Raw genomic sequence first — 18,545 nt, 5'->3', positions numbered from 1 at the left:
CGTATGGGCTTCGTGCACACCCAATCACCGTCGCTCGCTACTATCTCGACCTCACCTTGGGCTCACCTCAAATCCGCGGTGTTCGAAAAAGTTTCACTGTGCCAATCCGCCGACTGACCTACCATGGTGCCCATGAGCAACTACCGAGTCTGGGCCCCGTACGCTTCCGAAGTCCGTCTGCTGTTGGGCAATCCTGACGCACCAGCGATTTTTGATATGCGTCCAATCTCCGACGCCACCCATGGCTACGGCGCCAACTCTGGTTGGTTCGAAGCAGATGTGGCTCGCACACCGGGGGATCGCTACGCCTTTTCGCTGCGGGCACATGCGGGATACGGCGCGCCTGACGGCGAATCGGGGGATGGCTCCTCCCCCGCTGTCGGTGACTGGACAATACCGCTGCCAGATCCGCGTTCCCAGTCCCAGCCGGATGGTCCGCATGGTTTCTCCGAGGTCGTTAACCTGGGTGCCTATAAGTGGAAGGACTCGGCCTGGTCAGGACGGATTCTGCCAGGAGGTCTGATTTATGAGTTGCATGTGGGTACCTTCAGCGATTCTGGCGATTTCGAAGGTTTGGTGGAACATCTAGACCACCTGATTGAGCTGGGGGTAACACACATTGAGCTGATGCCAGTGCAGCCTTTCGGCGGTGACCGTAATTGGGGCTATGACGGTGTGTCCTGGCACAGCGTGCACGAGGGCTACGGTGGCCCGCACGGTCTGCAGAAGCTGATTGATGCCTGCCACCGCAAGGGTTTGGCCGTCATTCTTGATGTGGTCTATAACCACTTCGGTCCGGACGGCAACTATGTGGGATTTTTCGGCCCCTACACCTCTGGTGGTTCGACGGGGTGGGGTGAGGTTGTCAATCTCACCGGCGACAACTCTGATGAGGTGCGTGCCTACATTTTGGATGCAGTGCGCCAATGGTTGGTGGATTACCATGTCGACGGTCTTCGTCTGGATGCAGTCCATGCCCTGCATGACGAGGGGGCATTCCACATTCTGGAGCAGATGCAGGTTGTCGCAGACACTGTCGCAGCCGAGACTGGTATTCCGCGTTCCTTGATTGCAGAGTCCGACCAGAATGATCCGCGTTTGGTCCGCCCGCGCGCTGCCGGTGGCTTTGGCCTCAACGCTCAGTGGGATGATGACGTCCACCATGCACTGCACACGCTGGTCTCTGGCGAGGACCACGCCTACTACTCGGACTTTGGTTCGGTGGAAGCGCTAGCTAGCGCTTTGGAAACCGGCTTCTGGCATACGGGCACAATGTCGACATTCCGCGGTCGTACTCACGGCCGCCCCTTTGACCTGTCTGTCCAGCCTATGCATGCTTTTGTGACGTACACGACCACACATGATCAAACGGGTAACCGCGCTGTCGGTGACCGTCCGTCGATGAACCTCACCCCAGCGCAGCAGGTTTTAAAGGCAGCAGTTATCGCATGCAGTCCTTTCACCCCGATGCTCTTCCAAGGTGAGGAGTGGGGTGCCTCTACCCCATTTGCTTTCTTCTGCTCCCATGAAGATCCGGAGCTGCAACGGCTCACGCGCGAGGGACGCCTACGTGAGTTTGCCCGTGCCGGGTGGGATCCGAAGGAGGTATCCGACCCATCGGATCCAGAGACCTTTAATCGCTCGAAGCTCAATTGGCAGGAGACCTCGGAGGGCTCGCACGCCACTATTCTGTCGGCCTACCGCGATCTCTTCGCGCTGCGGAAGTCTCACCCGTCGCTTCGCACTCCGTGGTCAGCATCTGTAGTGACTGAGTATGACGAGGACAATCGGTGCCTTGTCGTTGTGCGCAGCCAGGATGAGCGCGAAATAGGCGCTCGAGGCTCGGATGCCTTTGAAACTGTCGCTTTGGTGGCGAATTTCTCCGACGCCGAAACCAGCGTCAGCCTGGATTCCGAGTTCGGTTCCGCCCACCTGCTGCACACTTTTGAAGACGCAGCAGCCAGCATCGTCAATGACGAAGCTGCTGGTCCCGAAATCTCGCTTCCAGCGTGGGGCTACGCTGTCGTCTCGCTCAGCTAGTCAGACAGGCTAGTCCTCCGCGTCAGCCGTGCCTTCAGGATCCGCGTCGGCCGCAGCGTCAGCATCAGCTTTGACATCAGCACCCGACTCGGGTGCTGGCCACGGCAGCTCGGTGACATCGCCGTGGAGGGCGTGAGCCACCAACGCGTCTGCGATGAGAATATCGCTCATCACCAACGTCGGCACCAGGTCCGCCAGCTGGGCCCACATCGGAATCAGCTGGCGGACAGCGGCGACACTGGCATCAGAGTTCTCAGCCTGAGTGCGGGCCAATACGCGGGCAGCCACTGCAATAAGCAGTGACGTTCCCGGCACCAGAGTCCAGTGCAGCGAAGGATCATCCGCATCGATGCCATCGAGCTTGTGGAAGCGCACATTGACCGCCTTGCGCAGTCGTGGAGACGCCTTAGACACCGTCTTAAACAACACCCGAGAGGCAGCGGCAAGCTGGGTCATTACACCGGATTCCACAATCTCAGCGCGATTGCGTACCACTTCGTAGATTGCGGTGAAGCGAGCGTCATCGTCGGTCAGCGGACCCGGGACCATGCGGTAGGAATCAAAGACCTGCGACAAAATAGCGCTGGCCTGCGCTTCCGGCAGCGAGGTAATCTGCACCGAGCTCTGGTCGATAGTGGCGGACTCCAGAGTGGTGTCCTGGCCGCTGGCGGCAATGTCCAGCAGTCCCTGGCCACCAGTTGTACGTAGGTAATCCAGCTGACGAGAACGGTCCACGCTCTCATCAGTGAGATCCGCCAATGCTGCCAAGGCACCGAGCCACGGCACACGGCGACGCCCCGGCACTGGCTTAGTAGCGCTGAAGTCTCCCAGCACGAGTCCGGAGGCGATAAACATACCCGGCTGATCGTCCAACGCGATGACTGAGCGGTTCAACGCTGCCAGACCGGCGCGTGGTTCAGCACACAAAATCGCACCCAACCTAGGTGCGGCCAGCAGCGGATTCGCCTGCGCCATGTCGGTTGCACGACCGGCGCGCAAGGTCGCCAGTAGCGTCCACAAACGTGCGAGCTGATCCTGATTTAGCTCGCCCCACAGTTCCTGCGCGCGAGCAACGGAATCGGTGTCCTCGCCATCAAGGTCGACAGCCTCGGCATCATCAACATGATGCAAAATGGTCGACCCGGCCGCCGGCCACTGCGGGTGGCGTTCCTTCTCCACACCGAAAGTCACCTGCGCGACGAATGGGCCAAGGCCGCGGAGCTCGTCGGGAAGCTCGCATTCGCCCTCCACGACTTCCAGGGCGACGGGTTCGCGCCACGGCTGACCGGCGGCCCAGAGCCATAGGGTCATCGGCAAGTGCGAAACATCGTCAGCGACATCAACCTCGATGATGTCAGTGGCTTCATCGTTGAAGGCAATCTGGCGGATGGCATCGCGGGAGGAAGCCTCCACCAGCGGTACAGACAGGCGCTTACGTCCCGTCACACGAGTCCAGTCCAAGCTGATACGCAAGGCCTTCAGCAGAGAGATACGGTCGGCAAACTTGCCGAACTCCGCGTAGCCAGTATCGCCGAAACGCTTAATGGGGACGCGACAGATGTCGCGCTCACCGCTGGAAACTGCAACATGCGCATGGCGCAGCTCGCCCGGGGCATTGACGACAATCTTGCCGAAGGAATCGACACGCTTCGGGCGGGTGACCAATGTAGTGGTGCGGCGGGCGACGGACTCGTCGGCAAGCGGAACCTCAAACTGCAGCGTGCCTGGCGTGACCTGCAACTGCAGCCATGCGCCCTCCTCGGTGGAAAGCTCGACGGTACCTGTAACTTCGTCCGCCCCAAGGCGCACGATAGCGGGCTCGGCGTCAAGCGGCTTGTCACCGGAGACAACGCGAATGTCAGCGGGGCTCAGACCATCGATGGTCGGGATGCGGAAGCCGTCACCACCACCGCTGTAAGTGATAGTGAGGTCAGCCTGCTCTGCAATGGCGAAGTGCTTCTGGAAGCTGCGGCCACGCGGATTGACCAGGCGAACCACGAACTCGCCGACCCACGGGTAATCATCATCGGTAAGGATCTCAACCTCGCCACCCGCGGCGGGTACCTCGAGGTCATAGACCATGACGGAATCCGTGGTAAACGCACCATAGCCGCCAAACTCGGTGACGATGGCACGCCAGGACTCGTCCTTTCCGGACAGCGTCGGCGGGAAAACAGCGACCGGACCGCCAGCGTAAACCGGGGTGCCGTAGGAAGACACCGCGCCGTCGAGACGCGCGTGAGGCATGGTCATTCGCGGTTGACGCTGAGGTGATGCCGACCGAACCTCGCCAGCCGCCCCGGAGCGACGCACCTGAACTGCATGAACATCGCGAAGATCGATCTCAGCGACTTGCCACAGCTCCCAGTTGAATGGGCGAGGGTCCGATAGCAATGGCACCTCAGCACCCGTGACGGGGTCAACGAGTGTGGCATCAACCGGGTAGACCACCGTGGCAGAAGTCGAGTGCAGCGATACCTTATCCGTGACCGACTGACCGTCGGCACCGAAAATGAGAATCGGGTCCTCAGTGCTAATCGCCGGGACTCGCCAGTGCTTCTCATCACCGATTTCCACCAGCACATCGCGCACCGGCTCATCAATGGTCACCACTGGACGTGGCAGCGAATCCTGCAGGCCCACCACCGGCGTCGTTGCTACCGTGCCGCCGAAGGTGACGCGCCAGGTCCGTCCCGCCGGATCCAGCGGCGTCGGTAGCTGTACGCCAACGGTCTGTGTCAGCTCATCGAAGTACAGCTGTGGGCGACCGGTCGTTGCCACCACGCCCACGGCTTCACGACGGTTCGCAGTACCCGCCGGACGCATACGCAGCTCTTCACGCGCAGCGGCCACCAGAATGGGCGGCAGCCCCGCGTCGAGCTGACCGAGTTCTTCCCGAGCCTCCCAGTTGGCCGGATCAGCGGCGGTGGCAATGGCGTAACCGAGGGTTGCCTTAAACAACTTGTGTGCCTGGCGAGGTGCCGTCCTAGCCAACTGCCGCAGAGCCAGCGGGTAGACACCGTCTTCCGCCTCCGCAATTTCGGTCAGCAGCCCCTCGAGCAACGGATGAACCTTCGACAGCGCCTGCACCAGGTCATTGGCCGAAGGGTTGGATAGCTCCGATACGCCCGCAAGCTCCTCACAACGCTCGATAATCAGTGGCATCACTGACAGCTGAACTCCCGCGTGCAGCAAAAGCACCTGCGCTGCTCGCTGCAGCTCATCCGTGTCGGCCTGGTTGCTGTCGACGTCGTTAGGCAAACCGGCATTGGCTAGCATTGTCGGCACTGCGGCGGCGAGGTGGGCAATAAGCGCGCCGGTAGTGTCAGCGTCTGGATTCAGCTGCAAAGCGGCCGGCCAGTCCAGCCACATTTCGCTTGCCGACGCAACACGCGCGGCGCGCCCTACCAGCGAGGCAAGGGTGACCAACGGGTGATTGTCAACGACGCTCTTCGCAGCATCAATATCGGCAGCGGTACCACCAGCCAGATGATGGGCCAGGAGCGTTCCCAGGAAGCGGTCGATACGCTCAACCTCGTCCATCGACAGCCCTGACCAGACAAACAATGGCTCAACTTTGGCCTGTGCGGCAGATTCCAGCAGTCCCGGAATCCGGGTGGCCAAATCCTGCTCTGCGGCAGCCAGCCACATTTCGACAATCACGGTATTTTCCACTCGGACACCCTGGTCGACACTGCTTGCCCCAGTCATAGTGGGTGGACGCTCCCCTTCGCTACAAAGCTTGTTCGAAAAGATTCATTTAATTAATGGACCTGGGAGGACTCCCTCGGAAGTTTCCCAGCTGGACCCAGCAAGTCTAGGTCAAAAAGTCATACTCTGGTGTGCCGGGCACCAGTCGGCGGCACTTCAGCGGCGAGGCATCCATGCGTGCCAGCAATTCCTCGAGGTCAGAAGCATGACGCAGCTCAATACCGACGAGGGCCGCACCAGTTTCGCGGTTGTTACGCTTGAGGTACTCGAACTGCGAGATGTCGTCATCCGGGCCGAGAACATCGCTGAGGAACATACGCAGCTGGCCGGGCTTCTGCGGGAAGTTCACCAGGAAGTAGTGCTTGAGGCCGCGGTAGACCAGCGAGCGCTCCATGATCTCGGCATAGCGCAGCACGTCGTTATTACCACCCGAGATGATGCAGACAACAACCTCGTCCGGCTCAAACTGCATCTGCTCCAGAGCTGCCACAGACAGCGCACCGGCCGGCTCAGCGATAATACCTTCGTTCTGGTAGAGATCCAGCTGCGCCTCACAGACCGCGCCCTCTGGCGCAATCATCGGATGAACGCGGTTGCGGTTGGCCTCCAGGATGTGCCATGGCAGGTCACCAAAGCGGGCCACCGCGGCGCCGTCGACGAACGGGTCGGTGTGCCCCAACGTAATCGGGCCGTTGTTCTCCAAGGCTGCGCGCATGCAGGCCGCACCCGCAGGTTCCACGCCCATGACCTGGGTGTTCGGCGACATATCCGACAGGTAGGAGGTGACACCGCTGAGCAGGCCACCGCCACCGACCGGTACGCAGATGGTATCCAGAGTCAACCCCTGACCGGAGAGCTGCGCAATGATTTCAGCTGCGACAGTGCCTTGTCCAACGATGGTGTTGAAGGAGTCGAATGGCTCCACCATGGTGGCACCAGTGCGCTGTGCATCGGCACGAGCAGCAGCGGCGGCCTCATCGAAGGAGTCTCCGACAACGACAATCTCAACGGCATCGCGGCCGTGGTATGCGATACGGTCGCGCTTCTGCTTCGGCGTGGCATTGGGCACATAGATGCGCCCCTTAATACCCAGCTGACGGCATGCGTAGGCCACGCCTTGAGCGTGGTTTCCTGCAGATGCCGCAACGACGCCTGCGGCTCGCTCTTCATCAGTGAGCTGAACCATCGCGTTGTAGGCACCGCGAATCTTGTACGAGCGCACGTCCTGGAGGTCTTCCCGCTTGAGGAATACCTTAGCGCCGGTGATTTCGGAAAGACGTGGGCTGAACTGCAGCGGAGTGGCCGCAATAACCGAAGAAATTCGTGCCTGCGCAATCTGAATATCGGCCGCGTGGACAAGTCGGCGTTCGGGCTGGGAAGCAGGCACAGAATTCTCACTCATGAGCTATGACTCTACTCGGTCATACAATCGGTTGCGACAATCAGGGCCGCGATGAGCTACCCCAAAATGCTGGCACCGATTGTCGCTTTCAAGTCACCGATTAGGCTGGCATCACGGTCGACCCGCAAGTGCTCGCCGAGAACCAAAGTGGTGTGGGAATCACCGTCGACGAGTTTGAGGTAAACGTCCGAGTCGCCGGGGTTATCCAACAGGACTGACTTCAGCTTGGCAATCATCTCCGGTGTGCACTGATCAGTGCGCATGGTCAGACGCAGCGGCGCCGAAGTGGAGCCATTTCGGCCAAGATCCGGCAGCTTCAGGTCATCACAGACCACACTCATGCGGTCATCGCGGTACTGAACGCGAGCACGAATAAGCACGATGGCATCTTCAGCAATGCTGGTGGCAATCATCGCGTAGGTTCTCGCAAAAGCCATAACCTCCACGCGCGCGCCGTTGTGGTCCTCAATACCGATAATCGCCCAGGGCTGACCGTTCTTATTCACGCGACGGTCAACACTGGAGACAATGCCACCAATAGTGATTTCGGTGTTGTTAGCGACCTCCCCACCAACGACCGTGGTCAAAGCGGTATCGGTCTGCGCGGCCAGCGATTCTTCGAACCCATCGAGTGGATGGCCGGAGACATAGAGGCCCAGCATTTCTCGTTCCAGGGTCAGCTCGTGCTTGCGATCCCACTTTTCATCCGGCACACGGATTTCAAAGATACTCTCCGAACCGGTGTCCTCTTCCCCACCGAAGCCCGCAAACAGGTCGAACTGTCCCTTATCTGCAGCCTTCTTGGTCGACAGCACCGAGTCAATGGCTTCTTCGTGAATGAGCGCAAGGCCCTTTCGTGGGTGCCCAAGCGAGTCGAAAGCGCCAGCCTTAATCAGCGACTCGGTGATGCGCTTGTTACATGGCAGCGTTTCAATCTTGTCCAGGTAGTCCGAGAACGACGTGAACTTGCCCTTCTCCTCGCGCGTCTTCACAATCGACGCGACCACATCATGGCCGACGTTACGGATAGCGCCGAGGCCGAAGCGAATATCTTCACCGACCGGCTCGAAATCCATACCCGACTCATTGACATCCGGCGGCAGCACCTTAATGCCAAGGTGGCGACAGTCCGACAGATAAATAGCCAGCTTGTTCTTATCATCCGCCACCGAGGTCAACAGCGCCGCCATGTACTCAGCGGTGTAGTTAGCCTTCAGATACGCGGTCCAATAGGACACCAGACCGTAGCCCGCCGCATGAGACTTGTTAAACGCATAGGAGGCGAACGGCAGAATAATGTCCCACAGTTTTTGGACAGCGTCCTTGGAGTAGCCGTTTTCCAGCATGCCGCCTTCGAAGTTCACGAACTCCTTAGCCAGCACCTCGGGCTTCTTCTTACCCATGGCTTTACGGAAACCATCTGCTTGACCTGCGGTGTAGTTAGCCAGCTTTTGCGAGATCTTCATAATCTGCTCCTGGTACACGATCAGGCCGTGCGTTTCTTCCAGGATTTCCTTCAGCTGCTCATCCAGCTCCGGATGGATGGCGTTATAAGGCTTGCGACCATTCTTAATATCTGCGTAGTCAAAGTGCGCGTTAACACCCATCGGACCCGGACGGTACAGCGCCAGCGATGCCACGATGTCGTCGAAGCCCGTTGGCTGCATTCGTTTAAGCAGCTCACGCATGCCGCCACCATCGAGCTGGAACACACCGAGAGTGTCACCGCGCGACAGCAGCTCATAGACCTTCGGATCATCGGTCTGAAGATCATCGAGCAGAACTGTCTCGCTTCGGTTGGACTTGATGTGCTCGATGCAGTCACCAATCACCGTCAGGTTTCGAAGGCCCAGGAAGTCCATCTTCAATAGACCAATGGCCTCACATGCCGGGTAGTCCCAGCCGGTGATGATCGCACCGTCAGCCTGGCGCTTCCACATCGGAATGTGGTCCATGAGCGGCACCGACGCCATCACCACGGCACAGGCGTGCACGCCAGTCTGCCTGACCACGCCCTCGAGGCCGCGAGCGGTTTCGTAAATACGGGCCACATCGGGGTCGGTCTCAATGAGCTGGCGAACCTCAGCGGCCTCGCCGTAGCGTGGGTGCTCCGGGTCGACGATGCCGCCCAGCGGAATATCTTTAGCCATAATCGCAGGTGGCAGAGCCTTAGTAATACGGTCTGCGATCTGGTAGCCCGGCTGACCGAACTGCACACGAGCCGAGTCCTTCAGAGCCTGCTTGGTTTTCACCGTACCGAAGGTGACCACCTGTGCCACCTTGTCTTCGCCCCAGCGGTCAGCGGCGTAGCGAATCATTTCATCGCGGCGGCGGTCGTCGAAGTCGATATCAATATCCGGTGCGGACGGACGCTCTGGGTTCAGGAATCGCTCGAAGAGAAGACCGTGCTCAATCGGGTCGATATTGGTAATCCACGTCGCGTATGCAACCAGGGAACCGGCAGCGGAACCACGCCCCGGACCGACCTTGATGCCCACCTCGCGGGCATGGCGAATAAGCTCCGCCACGATAAGGAAGTACGACGGGTAGCCCTTACCGTCAATAACCTCAATTTCATACTCCGCGCGCCGGATGTACTCCTCCGGTACCTCGCGCCCCTCAAAGCGCTTGCGCAGACCCTCCATCACGTTGTGATGCAGCCATGTCGTCGGAGTCTCACCCTCCGGCACATCAGCTTTCGGCATACGGTCGTGCGGGTGTTCCTCCCACAGCTCGTCGTAATCCTCGACGCGCTCCGCGATAAGCAGCGTGTTATCACAGGCACCCGGGACTAGATGATCCCAGGTCGCGCGCATTTCTTCAGCGGACTTAATAAAGTAGCCATCACCGTCGAACTTAAAACGGTCCGGGTCATTGAGCGTCTTACCCGTCTGCACGCAGAGCATAGCCTCGTGAGCCTTGGCCTGGTCACGGGTGACATAGTGGCAGTCATTCGTAACCAACGGCGGCAGGTTCAGCTTCCGCCCAATCTCCAGCAGCTCACTGCGCACACGGGTCTCAATATCCAGCCCGTGATCCATCAGCTCAAGGAAGTAGTTTTCCTTGCCGTAGATGTCCTGCCACATACCGGCGGCCTGCAGAGCCTCGTCGAACTGCCCCAGGCGCAGACGAGTCTGCACATCACCCGACGGGCAACCAGTGGTTGCGATAATGCCCTCGGCGCGTTCCGCCACTAACTCGGCATCCATACGCGGGTACTTACTAATTTGCCCCTCATACGACGCCATCGACGACAGGTAGAACAGGTTCCGCAGACCCTGCGCATTCGCGGCCAACATGGTCTGGTGCAAGTAGGAACCGCGACCCGAGACGTCATCTCGACGCTGATGCGGTTCACCCCACTGAATGCGCTTTTTATTAAAACGACTCTCCGGCGCCATATAGGCCTCAATACCGATAATCGGTTTGACACCCTTGGACTTCATCTGCCGATAGAAAGCATTTGAGCCAAACATATTGCCGTGGTCGGTGACACCGACCGCAGGCATTCCCTGTCGCGCAACCTCGTCGGCAAGCAAATCAATCTTCGCCATACCGTCGAGCATGGAGTACTCGGTGTGATTGTGGAGGTGCACGAAGGAGGAGTTAGCCATGAGTCCAGATTGTAGACAATCGCCCGGACTGAACACGATTCCTTCGAACACTCAAAATGAAGCAGCCCCTTATGTCTGCACAGTTATGGCTAAAGATGTGTTTAACATCACCCCTTCCTATCCTTTACTTTTCAAAACCAGTTGACAATACTCAACACCACGGTTCGTGAGGAAGTCCTCATATTTCCTCGCGGCCATAGAGAAACGCACTGCCCTCGAGCAAAGAACCAAAGGAGCAATACAGTGTTCGCACCACTTTCCGATGGCCACTTCACCTACTTCCCCAAGCCCGAGCTTGACGAGGTTCTTGCAACCATTGACCGCCGCCCCGTTGCTGCCGGCTACCTCGTCGATGGCGATGTCATCACCTCCAACATGGATGCCGCCCGCTACAGCTGGCTGGTCTAATAAGGCACAGACCTGGGAAATTCTGACTTTCTTTTCAAAATCAAAGACAGTACAGGTTTCCAATGATTACGTTTTAGGGCATGAAACTTTCTCGAGCTTCTGCCCCGGAGTCCTCGGGCACATCCCGCCCGGCTCCGACATCGATGTCTCACCTGCCTGAGGCGCTGCCGCCGCAGATGCCCCAGACAGCCCGCCCGCCACTAGCTACCGACACGCTGCTTAACTGCACTTCCCTTCCTGCAGTCGTCGTCGACCTCGCGGCGGTCGAATCCAATGCCCGCGACATGCTCCGCCGTGCAAACGGTATGCCTATTCGCGTGGCCTCGAAGTCCATCCGCATTCCACAGCTTATTTCGCACGTCCTGGCCTTCCCCGGTTTCCAGGGCGTGCTTGCATATTCGCTGGTAGAGGCGCTGTACCTATTCCGAGAAGGCATTAGCGACGACATAGTCGTCGCCTACCCAACACTTGACGCCCGCGCTATCTCAGAGCTTGCCGACGATGATGCAGCGCGCGCCGCCATCTGTGTAATGGTTGACCGTCCCGAGCATCTGGAGGCGCTGGCGTCGTCGGCAAGCGAAAATGCGCCAATCCGCGTGTGTATGGACGTCGATGCGTCCTTTCGCCCTCTGCCCGGCGTGCATATCGGTACGCTGCGCTCCAGCCTGTTCTCGCCGAAGCAGGCAGCGGTGTTTGCCAAGCAGATTATTGCCCGCCCGGAGCTGCAGCTGGCGGGAATCATGATGTATGAAGGGCACATTGCCGGGGTAGGCGATGCCGGAAACTCCCCGCGTGCGCGCGCAATTCGAGTGATGCAGGCCGTCTCAAAGAAGGAGTTGGCGAAGCGCCGCGCAAAGGTTGTCGCTGCAGTCGAGAAAGTGGCGGGACCACTGGAGTTTGTCAACGGCGGTGGCACGGGGTCGTTGGAGTCGACGTGCGCCGAAGCCGCAGTAACCGAGGCAGCGGCGGGGTCGGGATTCCTGGCACCAACACTGTTCGATAACTATCGCGCATTCAATCTGCGCCCGGCGTCCTGGTTTGTGTTGCCGGCGACGCGACGCCCTAAGAAGGGCGTGGTCACGGTGTCCGGCGGTGGCCGAATTGCCTCTGGGCCGGCGGGAGATGACCGGCTGCCAACCCCCTGGTACCCCACTGGCTTGCGCTACGCGGCAGAGGAAGGCCCAGGTGAGGTGCAAACTCCGTTGCTCGGCAAGAGCGCCGATGCAATTTCGCTGGGAGATCCCGTGTGGTTCCGCCACGCCAAGGCCGGCGAAATAGCCGAGCACACACAAGAAGTCATTGCAGTTCAAGATGGCGCCATCATCGCCCACTGGCCCACGTACCGAGGAAAGGGATTGATCTTCACATGAGCAATTCACGGAACAACGCCCGCTTCACAGTCTCTACAGTTGAGTCCCGCGTACCACGCGTACGTCGGCGTGCACAGGCGAAAGCCATCGCCAACTCTCATTGGAACAATTGGGCTCACACGCAATCGTGCACCCCGTCCTATACTCATCAGCCACACGATGATGAGGGCGTCATCTCGGTAATTAAAGCGGCGAAGACCGAAGGAACTACGGTGCGCCCGCTGGGGGCCGGTCATTCTTTTACTTCCGTGGCCACCACCGATGGGCACCGCATTCAACTCGACCGCTGCTCTGGTCTGGTCGAGCTGGATGCGGCCAACCAGACCGCCACGCTGCGTGCCGGCACTCGTCTGCGCGATACTCCAGGTATTCTGCGCCCGCTCGGTTGGGCACTTCCCAACCAGGGCGATGTCGATCCGCAGTCGCTGGCCGGCGCTATCTCTACTGGCACGCACGGCACCGGGCTTGGGTTCACCGGCTTTGCAGGCACCGTTAAGGGATTCAAGATTGTCACCGCGGATGGCGTCGTCAGGCACTGCCATCCGGACGCCGAGGGAATCGACGGCGAGCTCTACCGCCTCGGACGGCTGGGGCTGGGTGTCTTCGGCGTGCTTACGGAGGTCACGATGTCCGTCGTACCAGCGTTTGATCTGCACGCCGACGAACACCGCGAAGAGTTTGATTCCCTGCGCAAGAGTTTCGCTGAGCGCTGCAAAGAAGCTGACCACCTGGAGTTTTTCTGGTTCCCGGGACAGCGCGAGACGCTGGTCAAGCACAATACTCGCATCGAACCGCAGCGCCACCGCCGCCCGAGTCGCAATAGCCTGAAGCAGCGCCTGGGCAGCGCGCGCACGTATCTCAATGACGAAGTCGTCAACAACATGGGGCTTTTGGCGTGCTGCGAAATTGCCAAGGCCATTCCCGCCACGACGAATACGATCAACCGCATTGCCACCAACACCGTGCCAGAGCGCCGCTACTCCAACGAGGCGCACAAGGTCTTTGTCTCGCCGCGCCGAGTGCGTTTTTCCGAGATGGAGTACTCCGTCCCGCTCGAAGCCGCTTCCGATGTCCTCGGGGAAATCCGCGACGCAATTGCCCGCAAGCGGATGAAAATCTCCTTCCCCATCGAGGTGCGCTCCGCAAAAGCCGACGATGTCGCCCTGTCCACGGCGTACGGTCGCGACAGCGCCTACATCGCCATCCACCGCTATTGGAAAGAGGATTACCGGGAGTACTTCAACCTCATCGAGCCGATCTTCAAGGCCCATGGAGGACGCCCGCACTGGGGGAAATTGCACACGCTCCGCGCGGAGGATTTCGCAGAACGCTATCCACTGTTCGGTGAGGTCCAGGCACTACGGGAAAAGGTCGACCCGCAGGGAATCTTCCTCAACGAGCACCTGCGCGATCTTTTCTGCTAACTATCTGCCGGCTTTACGACGTCCCGGGGAACCGTCCCATCCGTCTGGTCGGCGGCATCGTCGGAAACCGTGGCCGGTTCAATGCCGGCCTTGTGGAGTTCCCGGCGCACCCGACGCTGCCGGAGCATCTTCAGGATGAGGTCACAGATGAACAGCGCGACGGCACCCCAGATGATGAAGAACCCGATCCAACGCTCCGGTTCGAGCTCCTCGCCGAGCACGGTGACTGCCAAAGTGATTTGGAGAACCGGAGTGAGGTACTGCATCAGACCCAAGGTGGCCAACGGCAGGCGTTTGGCACCTTCGCCGAAGAGCAGCAACGGAATGGCGGTAGCGACGCCGGCGCTCATCATGAGCAGCGTGTGACCAGTTCCTTCGGAGGTAAAGGTGCTCTGCCCGTTGTAGGTCAACCAGAGGATGTAGGCCAGCGCAATCGGTGTGATTACGGCGGACTCGGCTGTCAGCGACGCTGCGGAGGAAAGCGATACTCGCTTCTTCATTAGTCCGTAAAAACCGAAACTGAATGCCAGTGCCAGCGCACCCAACGGCGGATGTCCCACACCGATAGTGAGAACAATGACCGCAATGGTTGCCAGGATGACACTGCCGAGCTGCAACCGCGAGATGCTTTCACGGAAGAAAATCATCGCCAACAAAACGCTGACCAGCGGATTAATGAAGTAACCGAGTGCGGCCTCCGCCACCTGCCCATTGTTGACCAGGTAGACGTACACACCCCAGTTGACGGAGATCAACAGTGCAGCAATAAAAATAGTGCCCCAGGTCTTGGCGCTCGCGGCCTTCAGCTCTGGCCATGCGCGCATGAAGCTGAGGGCAATGACCATAAAGACAAGCGTCCAGACGAATCGATGCGCCAAAATCTCCACGGCCCCCGCCGGCTCCAGCAGCGGAAAGTAGAGCGGAAACAGCGCCCACAAAAGGTACGCACCGAATGCCTGAATCACTGTTGACTGACTCCTTTTCGTTCTCGTTGAAACTGACTGCGTACTGGCGGCTTACTGATGGCAGAGTTCTAGCCGCTTCATCCTAGTCGTTTGGATTTGGGCACTTAGTTCTGGCTTCTATTAGTTCTGGCTCAGCCCCGGCGCAAAAAGCGGATCTTTATCCGTGAAACCGGAACTCAGCACCGGTCGGATACCAAAACGGCCGCGTGCCGCATCTGATGGCAGCGCCTCGACTGCTTTAACAGCAGGCAGTTTCTTGACATTCATCAACGCCGCAGCGTCTCCATAGACCAGTAAACCGTTGAAGCCGAGCCGTTCGTCGTCAATCGCGACGTCTGCGTAGGCAGCCGCTAACTCCAGTTGATCTTTCAGCAGCTTTTCTTCACTCGCCGTTTTGCTCGGCTGCGGCAAATACCGGGTACTCACGCCACCGATGATTGCAGTCGATACTCGCAGAGAGGGCTCTTTTTCATAGACCTGTGCCGCTTCTTGCGCATCGAGCAGCCGGTCAAAAGTCACCATCGCCCAAAACTTCGGGTCCTCCACAACTGGCTGGCCGTTCTTTAGCTGGTAGTCTTCCTTCTTCATATTCTCGAGGGACTCGTCGGCACGCTCTACGTACTGCTCGGTTGCTTCCCACGAGTCTGGGCCGAGCGCATCGCCGTTGATATTCTGCGGCTTGCTCACGCGATCGGATGTCGAAGCGACTGCTAAAACAATCACCAATACGACAACACAGAAACCTGAGATTAGTGCCATCACTGGCGAAATACTGCCGTCACCGGTGCTTTTCGCACGATTTTCGGGGCGCGCTCGATTCTTGGATCCCGATGGAGTCTGCGTCATGCGCCCTGCCTCAAAACTTCCAATGCGTGGTTCAAATCATCTGGGTATGGACATTCGATTTCCATCCAGCGACCATCTGCCGGATGGTGGAAACCAAGCGAAACAGCATGAAGCCACTGGCGGTTGAGCCCAAGCCGCTGGGCCAATGCCGGATCGGAACCGTACATGGGATCGCCACAACATGGGTGATTCAGCGCAGAGAAGTGCACACGAATCTGGTGCGTGCGCCCAGTCTCTAGATTCACCTTCAACAGCGTCGCTGGGGCGAAGGCCTCAAGCGTTTCGTAGTGCGTCACAGCATGTTTGCCATCCTGACGGACGGCAAAGCGCCACCCCGCCGAAGGATGACGGCCAATCGGAGCATCAATTGTCCCCGACAGCGGATCCGGATGCCCCTGAACCAGAGCGTGATAGGTCTTCGACACCTCACGGTTTTTGAACGCCCGCTTGAGCACGGAGTAGCCCCGCTCTGAGCAGGCGACAACCATCACGCCAGAGGTGCCAACATCCAGACGATGCACGATGCCTTTTCGCTCGGGCGGACCGGAGGTAGAAATGCGGAAACCAGCAGCCGCCAGCCCACCGATAACCGTTGGACCTTCCCAACCGACCGACGGATGCGCAGCCACGCCAACAGGCTTGTGAACAGCCACCAAATCGGAGTCGTGGTAGAGCACGTCCATGCCCTCGACGAGTTCCTCTTTGGGAACCAATGGCTTTTCCACCGGCGGTAACAACACGGAGAGGAAAGCGTTTTCTTCCAGGCGGTCAGACTTGCCAACGCTCACACCATCAACCGTGATGTCCCCAGCCGCTGCCAAATCAGCCACCGCTGTGCGCGAGAGCCCCAGCAACTTAGCCACACCGGCATCTACCCGCATTCCGGCCAAGCCCGGTGGAACGGGCATCTGCCGGGTTTCTCGGTCGGGCTGGTGCGCTCCCCCGAGTGCTGCACCGCGATTTAATGCATTGTCGTTCACTGCTGTCCTCCCTCCGCCGACTGCTTCTGATTCTTCTGAGCAGATTTCTTCTCCGCTGCAATCTGATTAGCGAAGAGATCCGGTTCCTTGGAAAAAACCATCCAGATAACGAGGATAATAACGCCCACAGTAATCGCGGAGTCCGCGATATTAAATACGGCAAAACCCTTCACCGACAGGAAATCGACAACGTGGCCGACATAGAAACTGGGCTCCCGAAATAGCCTATCGATGAGGTTGCCCAGCGCTCCACCAGCAATAAGTCCCGCGGCAGTCGCCGATATAGGACTGCGCAGCCAATGGGAAAAGCACATCACAGCCAGGATGTAAACCAGCTGCAACGTGGTAAAAACCCAGGTGGCGTTCGTGCCAAAGGAGAAGGCTGCACCGGGGTTAAAAACGAGCTGCAACTCGAAGAGATCGCCAAGCACCTGCACCGCAGGTCGGCCATCGAGAGTCTTCAAAGCGATAATCTTGGTCAGCTGATCAATAATCGCAACTGACGCAATAACCGCGGCGAGAATCCCCCGCCGCGGGAAATATGTCCTCGTTTCCTTCTTAGTCACTGTCCCATAATGGCCTAACAAACCCATATTCAGCCAACTGACACCGCCCGGGTGGTTCCGATCCACCAAGAAACCGGTACGCTAACCGGTGTGACTCGACGTTTCCAATCTCAGTTTGTTCCGGCCCCTTCCGCTTTACGACGTGTAGGAGACACCACCTCCTCGTGGTTCCGTGGACCTAGCCACAGCGACCGAGCTGGTCACACCAAGCGTGGCCTGCTGGCGAGGGTCGGCACCGCAGTTGTTGCCGCTACTACTGTGGTGTCACTGGCCGCGTGCTCGTCGGAAAGCTCGGTGGAAACACAACCCGTGGACGTTGCACAACCCAAGGTCGAATTGACCAGCGCTGGCAGCGGTGAGCTGGCGAGTGTGCGCTGGAAGGACGACGGTGCAGAGCAGGAGTCGACCGTGGCGGTGACACAGGGCTTCGCGCAGCGGGGCGGAAACGCCGATAGCGACCAGACTTTCCCAGACACCCGCCTGGAAATCCCCCTGACCAGCACTGTTACCAGCGATAACGATACTCGTGCGGTGACGTCAGAGGTGGGTAAACCCCACGGCTCCAACGATGAGCTGAATGAGGATATCGCTACCGCGCAGGGATTTATCTCTGATTCGTCAACAACGGCCACAGGTGAGGTCAAGGAACTCAAGCTGGGAGCGCCGGAGAAGGCCACCGACACCGCTCGCGCTGGTGTGGAGATGGCGCTGCAGCAGCTGCATTCCGTACCTATCGTCTTCCCCTCCGAGGACATCGGAAAGGATGCGACCTGGACGGTCGAAAGCGAGGTCGAAGGCCAGACCAAGATGACGCAGAAGGTGACCTATACCCTGCTCAGCCGTGCGGGCGACATTGTTAATTTGAAGGTCGATGTCAAGCAGGTGCCGACCATTACGGAGTTGGACACTGGCGGCGAGGGTGCACTGAAGGTTGTCGAGGCCACGACTGACATGCTTGCCGACCGCGTCACCATCGACCTGACCAAGCCCCTTCCGGTGAAGGGCAACATCGACTTTGTGACCTCCGTGACCTACGGCGACGGCAACTCCGATGTGCGCATCACTCAGCAGACGCATCGCGGGCTGGAGTTTAAGGACGGCGACGGCTCGAGGAAGTAGCCCAGAAGAATAGCTCGGGCCACTGCAAGGTTAGAAGACGAGAAAGTGTCTAGGTTTATGTCACTTTTCTGCCGGTAGGGTCAGGCGGTCATTGCATCAT

Annotated in this window: 12 protein-coding genes; 5 read left to right on the top strand and 7 right to left on the bottom strand. The window is 59.0% G+C overall.

What is annotated here, in order from left to right; translation table 11 throughout:
* Positions 1–123: 123 nt before the first annotated feature.
* Positions 124–2,040: a malto-oligosyltrehalose trehalohydrolase gene (treZ, locus tag HMPREF2708_RS01675; protein WP_070831511.1), complete on the top strand. Its 1,917-nt coding sequence runs from the start codon at positions 124–126 to the stop codon at positions 2,038–2,040.
* Positions 2,041–2,049: 9 nt separating this feature from the next.
* On the opposite strand, the gene HMPREF2708_RS01670 is transcribed toward treZ, so the two are convergent.
* The 3 genes from HMPREF2708_RS01670 to dnaE all read right to left on the bottom strand — a co-directional run bounded on the left by HMPREF2708_RS01670 (position 2,050) and on the right by dnaE (position 10,767).
* Entirely contained in the window at positions 2,050–5,751 is a 3,702-nt protein-coding gene (locus tag HMPREF2708_RS01670; RefSeq protein WP_070831505.1) for a hypothetical protein, read from the bottom strand.
* 106 nt (positions 5,752–5,857) lie between these two features.
* On the bottom strand, positions 5,858–7,153 hold the full coding sequence (gene ilvA, locus HMPREF2708_RS01665) for a threonine ammonia-lyase IlvA (RefSeq protein ID WP_070831502.1): 1,296 nt from the start codon (positions 7,151–7,153) through the stop codon (positions 5,858–5,860).
* A 56-nt stretch (positions 7,154–7,209) separates the two neighbouring features.
* Entirely contained in the window at positions 7,210–10,767 is a 3,558-nt protein-coding gene (dnaE, locus tag HMPREF2708_RS01660; RefSeq protein ID WP_070831499.1) for a DNA polymerase III subunit alpha, read from the bottom strand.
* 243 nt (positions 10,768–11,010) lie between these two features.
* Between dnaE and HMPREF2708_RS11080 the strand changes: the two genes are divergently transcribed.
* From HMPREF2708_RS11080 to HMPREF2708_RS01650, 3 genes are all read left to right on the top strand, one after another.
* A complete protein-coding gene (locus tag HMPREF2708_RS11080) occupies positions 11,011–11,175 on the top strand; it encodes a hypothetical protein (protein WP_005510327.1) in 165 nt (54 codons plus the stop codon).
* Between the two features lie 80 nt (positions 11,176–11,255).
* Positions 11,256–12,545 carry an alanine racemase gene (locus HMPREF2708_RS01655; RefSeq protein ID WP_070831496.1) on the top strand — a complete coding sequence of 430 codons (1,290 nt, stop codon included), beginning with the start codon at positions 11,256–11,258 and terminating at the stop codon, positions 12,543–12,545.
* Complete coding sequence (locus HMPREF2708_RS01650) at positions 12,542–13,969, top strand: D-arabinono-1,4-lactone oxidase (protein WP_070831493.1); 1,428 nt, start codon at positions 12,542–12,544, stop codon at positions 13,967–13,969. The genes HMPREF2708_RS01655 and HMPREF2708_RS01650 overlap by 4 nt, the downstream gene beginning before the upstream one ends.
* On the opposite strand, the gene rarD is transcribed toward HMPREF2708_RS01650, so the two are convergent.
* From rarD to lspA, 4 genes are all read right to left on the bottom strand, one after another.
* Complete coding sequence (rarD, locus tag HMPREF2708_RS01645) at positions 13,966–14,934, bottom strand: EamA family transporter RarD (protein ID WP_070831490.1); 969 nt, start codon at positions 14,932–14,934, stop codon at positions 13,966–13,968. The genes HMPREF2708_RS01650 and rarD overlap by 4 nt on opposite strands.
* Before the next feature lie 120 nt (positions 14,935–15,054).
* Complete coding sequence (locus HMPREF2708_RS01640; RefSeq protein WP_070831487.1) at positions 15,055–15,780, bottom strand: hypothetical protein; 726 nt, start codon at positions 15,778–15,780, stop codon at positions 15,055–15,057.
* Complete coding sequence (locus tag HMPREF2708_RS01635; protein WP_070831731.1) at positions 15,777–16,688, bottom strand: RluA family pseudouridine synthase; 912 nt, start codon at positions 16,686–16,688, stop codon at positions 15,777–15,779. Before HMPREF2708_RS01635 ends, HMPREF2708_RS01640 begins: the two co-directional genes overlap by 4 nt.
* A gap of 68 nt (positions 16,689–16,756) precedes the next feature.
* Complete coding sequence (gene lspA, locus HMPREF2708_RS01630) at positions 16,757–17,326, bottom strand: signal peptidase II (protein ID WP_070831734.1); 570 nt, start codon at positions 17,324–17,326, stop codon at positions 16,757–16,759.
* A 90-nt stretch (positions 17,327–17,416) separates the two neighbouring features.
* Between lspA and HMPREF2708_RS01625 the strand changes: the two genes are divergently transcribed.
* On the top strand, positions 17,417–18,445 hold the full coding sequence (locus HMPREF2708_RS01625; protein ID WP_246840296.1) for a hypothetical protein: 1,029 nt from the start codon (positions 17,417–17,419) through the stop codon (positions 18,443–18,445).
* Positions 18,446–18,545 lie beyond the last annotated feature (100 nt).

Source organism: Corynebacterium sp. HMSC073H12 (assembly GCF_001837775.1).
GTDB classification, from domain to species: domain Bacteria; phylum Actinomycetota; class Actinomycetes; order Mycobacteriales; family Mycobacteriaceae; genus Corynebacterium; species Corynebacterium amycolatum.
The sequence above is the reverse complement of the archived record's forward strand: the minus strand, read 5'-3'. Positions and strand labels throughout refer to the sequence as shown.